The 6,000-nt window shown below is 57.8% G+C and carries 6 protein-coding genes; 2 read left to right on the top strand and 4 right to left on the bottom strand.

The genetic code is table 11. The annotated features are described in order from the left end of the window. Nucleotides 1-102 precede the first annotated feature (102 nt). Entirely contained in the window at nt 103-1,083 is a 981-nt protein-coding gene (locus ACR0MO_RS20785) for a hypothetical protein (RefSeq protein WP_480586073.1), read from the top strand. Between the two features lie 6 nt (nt 1,084-1,089). On the opposite strand, the gene ACR0MO_RS20790 is transcribed toward ACR0MO_RS20785, so the two are convergent. The 3 genes from ACR0MO_RS20790 to ACR0MO_RS20800 form a co-directional block, all read right to left on the bottom strand. Beyond that, on the bottom strand, nt 1,090-2,247 hold the full coding sequence (locus ACR0MO_RS20790; protein ID WP_480893137.1) for a M20 aminoacylase family protein: 1,158 nt from the start codon (nt 2,245-2,247) through the stop codon (nt 1,090-1,092). A 78-nt stretch (nt 2,248-2,325) separates the two neighbouring features. Beyond that, nucleotides 2,326-3,246, bottom strand: a complete 921-nt coding sequence (locus tag ACR0MO_RS20795) for a sulfurtransferase (RefSeq protein WP_480875858.1) — start codon at nt 3,244-3,246, stop codon at nt 2,326-2,328. Nucleotides 3,247-3,471: 225 nt separating this feature from the next. Continuing rightward, nucleotides 3,472-3,864, bottom strand: coding sequence for a GFA family protein (locus ACR0MO_RS20800; RefSeq protein ID WP_480708766.1), 393 nt, complete (start codon nt 3,862-3,864; stop codon nt 3,472-3,474). A gap of 386 nt (nt 3,865-4,250) precedes the next feature. Between ACR0MO_RS20800 and ACR0MO_RS20805 the strand changes: the two genes are divergently transcribed. Beyond that, a complete protein-coding gene (locus ACR0MO_RS20805) occupies nt 4,251-5,030 on the top strand; it encodes a methyltransferase domain-containing protein (protein WP_480884338.1) in 780 nt (259 codons plus the stop codon). A 12-nt stretch (nt 5,031-5,042) separates the two neighbouring features. Here the strand turns inward: ACR0MO_RS20805 and ACR0MO_RS20810 are convergent, their stop codons facing one another. Beyond that, nucleotides 5,043-5,747 carry an SDR family NAD(P)-dependent oxidoreductase gene (locus ACR0MO_RS20810; protein ID WP_480627392.1) on the bottom strand — a complete coding sequence of 235 codons (705 nt, stop codon included), beginning with the start codon at nt 5,745-5,747 and terminating at the stop codon, nt 5,043-5,045. Nucleotides 5,748-6,000 lie beyond the last annotated feature (253 nt).

Consider the following 6,000-nt stretch of genomic DNA (forward strand, 5'->3'; position numbering starts at 1 on the left):
ATTTGTGGCAACAGGCAGCAGTCTTAAGTGTCTGCCGTGCCCCCAAACCCCTGCAAGTTGTGATAGATTGGAACTGAGGACATTCTGGCAGGAGATTTCCAGTTGCGACCGAAATCGATCCGTCTTGCAGTCACCATCATGACCCTTGCCGCGTCGGCGGCGGCCTTGCCCGAACGGGCCACTGCCCTGTCATCGGATATCCCCGCCTGGCTGCAAAAGCATGTGGGAACGGGCGACGGCCAGATCGCGCCTGTCGTGCTGGAAAGGGCGCGGGCGCTGTATCAGCAGAAAACCCGGCAGGGTAAGGTCAGCAACCCCTGTTATCTTGCCAAAGACGCGACCCGCCCCAGTACCGCCCGCAACGGCAGCCCCGGACGCAGGTTCTATGTCATCTGTGAATCTCAGCGGACATTCCGCGCCGTTTCATCCGGGTATGGCAATGGGCGAAAACTGCAACGCGCCAATTTCGCAAACGGGCGGCAATGCGCAAAGAATTTCAGCAATGCCGAAGGATCAAAGCTGACGGCGGGCGGGGCCTATGTCACCGCCGAAACCCGAACGTCCTTCAAAGGGTTTTACAGCCAGTCCGGCCAGACCAAGCCGTTCTATCGCACGTTTCTGTTGTTCGATGGCGAAGGCGAAACCAGCAATGCGCGTGAAAGGGCCATTGGTGGCCATCCTGCCGTTTTCCTGAAATGGCAATGTCGGTTCAAGAACCCCACAAGCTCTCATGCTGATGATGACGGCTATGTCCCTTATGGACGGCTTGTGAACTATACGGGTGGGCGCAGCAACGGCTGCACCACCTGGTCGGAATCCGCCTCGGAAGAGATTTTGGCGCTGGTAGAGGGCAACCCGACGACGCTTTATATCTATCCTGAATCCAAAGATATCAACGCGGTTGCAAAAGCGGTGAGCAAGGGGCGATCACTGTCGCGCGCGGGCGTTTATTGGAACGCCGCGTGTCTGCAAGCCATTGGCACACCGAAGTTCTGGCCCAAACGCACGCTTCAACCGATCATAAACCAATGGAGGGACTCTTTGCCCAAGCAGCCGCCCTTGGAGCTGCCGATCTGTAAATAGCGGGGTCTAATCCGAGCTGACGGGCAGCCGGTTGCGCACAAGTTCCACAAACCACTGAACGCCCGGAACAAGCGCTGCATCGTTGAAATCATACCCGGCGTTGTGCAGCGGTGCGCTGTCGCCGTTGCCAAAATTACCGAACGCACCGGGCGCAAGTTTCAAAGCTTGGGCAAAATCCTCGGATGCACCCATGGGGCGGGCAGCCGGGTCCGTGTTGTTTTCGCCGAACACCGATCTCGCCGCCTGCAGCGCGCGCTGCGTCGCTTCAGCGTCATTCACCAGCGGGACAAACACACGCTCATACTCAACGTCTGCGTCGCAGTCATGGGCCATGGCCATGCCGTTCGCGATGCGGCGCATCGACTCTTCGACCCGGTGACTGACGGCATCATCGAAATGGCGGCAATCGCCTTCGATGCGCGCCTCGCTGGCAATGGCGTTCTTGATATTGTCGCCCGCAATCGACGTCACCGAAACAACCGCAAGGGCCGAGGGGTCTATCGCCCGGGACACAATCGTCTGAAGCTCGGTGACGATGGAACAGGCGCACAGGATCGCATCCTTGCAGTCCTGCGGGCGCGAGGCATGGCCACCGCGACCGCGCACGGTTATGCGGAACCCATCTTCGGCACCCATGAATGGGCCGGGCCGGATTTCAAACGATCCAACGGGAAGGCCCGGTTTGTTGTGCAGACCATAGATTTCGTCAAATCCCAACCGCGATCCTAACCCATCACGGATCATGGCCTTCATGCCCTGACCCCATTCCTCGGCCGGTTGAAAAACCAGCCGCACGGTTCCGTCAAACCCACCCTCTTGGGCCAGAACAGCAGCAGCGCCCAGCAGGATTGTCGTGTGTCCATCATGACCACAAGCATGCATCAGGCCGGGTTTGGACGACGCGTAAGGCAGATTGGTGGTTTCATGGATTTGCAGACAATCCATATCCGCGCGCAGTGCAATCGTTCTATCACCACGTCCCCGCCGCAGCGTGGCGACGACACCGGTGCCACCAATTCCGGTCTCGATATCCTCGATCCCGAATTCCTTCAGTCGCTTGACGACAAAATCCGCCGTGGCCTGTTCTTCGAACCCAAACTCTGGGTTTTGATGCAGGTGTTGCCGCCATTGGCACAGGGATTTGGCGAGATCGTCGGAAACCAAGCTGTCATCCTTTTTTGTGGCTGGCAGCCGGGATGTTGAGTGCAAAACCGAAAGTATGCAAGGGCCGTGGGCCGTTGTTTACGACGTTTCAATCGGAAGATTTTCGTCCGCGCTCCACTCGGCCCATGACCCGTCATAAAGTCGAGATGTGTCGAACCCCATATAGCGCAACGCAAGAAGACCATTGGAAGCCGCCAAACCGCGGCCGCAATAGGCAATGACCTCATTTTCAGTCTCTATGCCTTTATCGCGGTAATGTTGCAGCAGGCTCTTTTGGTCCGACAGCCTGAATGAGCCCCGTTGCCGCAATTTCTCTGCCCGTTCGGCTATGGGTGTATCGGCCAAGTCCGGATCGATATTCGAAATCGCGGGGATGTTGACCGCTCCGGGAATATGCCCGGACCGCCCGCCCCATGTATGAGAGCCCTGCCCCCGATAGAGATCGTTTGGCAGGAAGTCGACAATCCTGACGTTCGGGTTTCCAAGCGCAGACAAGACCTCAGCCTTCCGGGCGATCCAGCCGTCTTGCGCCCTGGCTTCAAAATTCCCCGGCTTGACGGAAATATCGCCGGATTCGGTGGGTCGGTCTTCCAGCTTCCATTGCTGCAGTCCACCGTCCAAGACCTGCACGTTGTCATGGCCAAAATACGACAGCGCCCACCAAAGCCGCGCGGATGCCAGCGGCAGGCCCGAGTCATCATAGACGACAACATGACTGTCGCTTGAAACACCAAGATCGCGCATTTTCCGGCCAAAGTCGTGCGGGCCCAGCATCATGTCAGGAATGGTCTGTGTACTGTCGGCAAGTTCTGTGGACATGCCGACATAGACTGCGCCGGGGATATGCTCGGCCTGATATTCTGACCTGTCATCAAAGGCCACGCCCTTGCCGTTTTCCTCCCGAAACTTCCATCGGACGTCAATGATCCGCAGCTTCGGGTCGGTCAGATGATCTGCCAGCCAGGCGGTGTCGGTAAGTGGGCGAAGGCTCTTGGACATCCCTACGGCCTCCTTCAATCAGACGTGGGTCGCGCCGAGGCAATTATCCATCGAATCTGCGCCCGGAGTCCAATTTTCGAAGTTTTTGTACTTTCCGACAGCCTTCCTGCCCCCGCGTGGCTGCCTGCCAGGAGCGGTTCGATCAGCTTGTCTGGCGCATCCAATCCAAAAGCAATTCCGATTGAAGCGCTATCGCCCTTGATTGCACAAGATGGCCGCGATCGCTCAGGTATCTTGCGGGATCACCGCATCATCCCAACATTGCGCAGCGTCAGAATAGATCGACTTCTCGGGGGCGTATTTGGACGGATCATCCAGCGCGGCGGCGTGAACATAGATCAACTGGCTCATCATTTCACTGCGGCGTGTCAGTTGTGATCCGCAATTCGGGCAAAACCCGCTAAAGGTCAAGCGACCCGATCCGCCTGTCATCTGATAGGTTTTGCAAGCGTCGCCAATTCTGAAGGTTTCTGCGATCAGCGGCATCATCTCGGAATGGCCCGAGCCTGTCAGTTGCTGGCAATCCCGGCAATGGCATCGAAACATCGGGGCGTCCCCGCGCACGCCCTCAAAGCGGACCAAACCGCATTTGCACCCGCCAAGTAGCTTTTCTGACATACTGCCCCCTCCGTTGCCCGAGCATTAGAAGAGATTGCCTGTGAGTCATGAATTTGATTGCCGCTCGTCAATTGACGCCAGATTGACTTATTGCAACACCCACCCGGCATTGGTCGGTCACAAACGCTATGATGTGACTTTCGTTGCGCCATACCTCCTTGGCGGGCGGGACACATGGGTCACTCCAAACGTCGAAGCCTTCAGATCCTGGGCCTATTCCAGCGCCGCAAAAGATCGGGCGGCAGTTGGGTATCGGGGAACCGTTTAGCCAGCCACCAACTTGGCGGTACCCAGGCGCTCGGGGCGCTTTCCATTGTTTCAAAAACCCGTTTCGGACTCAAAAGCGACCAATCTGTTAAGATCGGCGGAGTGGTAGGGGGAACAAGATGCTGAATTTTGATGCCGAGACAACAAAAATCCTGGAAAACGCGTATCAGGGCGCTGACATAACGCGCAGGCGACAGGCTTCATTCGATGCCCTCTGCCCTGCGCCGGGTGAAACCATATTGGATATCGGATGTGGCAACGGCTTGCTGACTGCGGAACTGGCCCGCGCAGTTGGACAGAAGGGCCGCGTCATCGGGATTGACCCCAGCGACGACATGACGGCGGCTGCAAAAGCCCGCTGCCGTGACTATGCCTGCGTCGAATTCCGTACCGGCGTCGCCAATGCGCTTCCGTTCGAAGACGCCATGGCGGACAAGGCGGTTTCGGTGCAGGTGTTCGAATATGTCGACGATATTGACGGGGCATTAGCCGACACAATGCGCTGCCTGAAACCCGGTGGTCGGCTGGTTGTCAGCGATCTGCATTTTGACACCCTGATCTTGTTCAGCGATGCGCCAGAGAGGATGCAGGCCATGAGATCCTCATGGAACCAGCATTTTGTCAGCGGGTCTGTGCCGGAAAGACTACCTGCGTTGATCAAGGCACGGGGTGATAAGGTGGACGAGGTTCGGTCGATAACACTGGTAGATCATCAGCTAAAGCCGGACGGCATCGCAACCATGATGTTGCATCTGATGAGGCAATTTGCCGTTGCGAACGCGCATGTCGACCCCGCCATTGCGCAGGCGTGGTTTGACGAACAACAAAGCCTTGCCGAGGCAGGCCGGTTCTTTTTCTCGATAACGCAATTCATCATCATTGCGCGCAAACAAACCTGACCGATAGCCGCGTCACCACTTTTCGCCAAATGGGCGAATATCCAACTCGAACGTCCAGGCCGATCGGTCCTGTCGCGCCAGCATCAGCGCGGTTTCAGCTATGTGGACAGGGTTGATGAAGAAGTCATCCGGTTTGTCGGGCGCGAAACCCGTCCGGGTGTCTTCTGTGTCGATCACGCCGTCGATGACCATGTAGGCCACATGCACGCCCTTCGGTCCAAGTTGTTTTGCAAGCGCATTTGCCAGCACACGTTGCGCGGATTTTGACGGCGCAAAAGCGGTTGTCCAGAGATTGCCGCGCAGCGCTGCCGTAGCCCCGGATACGATGATCACGCCCGACCCACGCCCGGCCATTTGCGACCCCAGCACTTTGGCCGTAACAAACAGCCCCAATGCGCCTACGCGCCAGCTTTGTTCGAAATGAACCTCGGTCACATCGTCAAGCGTTCCGAACTGAGCAAGGTCGGCATTGTATATGGCGACGTCGATCTGGCCGAACTCATCCTCGACCGCTTTCAAGGCGCCTCTGAGGTTGTCGGGATCTCCGGCATCGCAGGCAAAGGGTTTGACCTGCGGGTCAGATGCGCCTGCGCCCCCGATACCGGCCCCCGACCTGCTGAGAAGCGCAAGGGTGTATCCGGCCTTCCTGAACACTTCGGCATATGCGGCCCCAAGACCCGGACCGTACCCGATGATTGCGCAGACACCCGCACTCATATCGATCTCCTCCGTCGCGATTGTCACCCAAGGCGCATCTTAGCACATCCGTTGGACTGATGCAGATTGGTGGCGATCAGAACCCGTTCCGCGCCCCGTACGGCATGGAAGCGATGGCTATGCGCCGCGCTTGCGTTGTGCATCCCGGACCAGCGCCGCAAGCCGATAGAAGCCGTGTGCCATTTTTGTGTAGGGCGTCAGCAGGAAGAAGGTCAGGACCGATCCGAGGTGGATGGCCAGCAGTGCGGGCATC

The sequence above is a fragment of the Ruegeria sp. K5 genome, from assembly GCF_056531805.1.

Coding starts and splice junctions, on each gene's coding strand:
- ACR0MO_RS20795 (WP_480875858.1), bottom strand. CDS start 3,246: ATGTCCAAGAGCCTTCGCCCACTTACCGACACCGCCTGGCTGGCAGAT.
- ACR0MO_RS20800 (WP_480708766.1), bottom strand. CDS start 3,864: ATGTCAGAAAAGCTACTTGGCGGGTGCAAATGCGGTTTGGTCCGCTTT.
- ACR0MO_RS20805 (WP_480884338.1), top strand. CDS start 4,251: ATGCTGAATTTTGATGCCGAGACAACAAAAATCCTGGAAAACGCGTAT.
- ACR0MO_RS20810 (WP_480627392.1), bottom strand. CDS start 5,747: ATGAGTGCGGGTGTCTGCGCAATCATCGGGTACGGTCCGGGTCTTGGG.